1 protein-coding gene is annotated in these 240 nt (G+C 61.7%); it reads left to right on the top strand.

The annotated features are described in order from the left end of the window. Positions 1-32: 32 nt before the first annotated feature. Positions 33-240, top strand: a 208-nt coding sequence (locus AC0CH8_RS19090; protein ID WP_465241228.1) for an RDD family protein, incomplete at its 3' end; no start/stop codon positions are given.

Genomic DNA, 240 nt, shown 5'->3' on the forward strand with positions numbered 1-240 from the left:
CTATTTCCCCTCTCACTCGACAACAGCACCCGGTGCTGGACACGCGCTATCAGGTGGAAACTCCGGAAGGCATCGACTTGGCATTGCGCCCAGCCGGCCTGGTACCACGGGCGCTGGCCTTTACCATCGACCTGCTGATCCGCGGCGCGATTCTCGCGGTCGTCTACCTGACGCTAGGTATGTTCGGCCAACTCGGCATGGGCCTCGCGACTATCGTGCTGTTTCTGGTGACCTGGTGGT

The organism is Sphingomonas sp. AC435 (assembly GCF_979253005.1).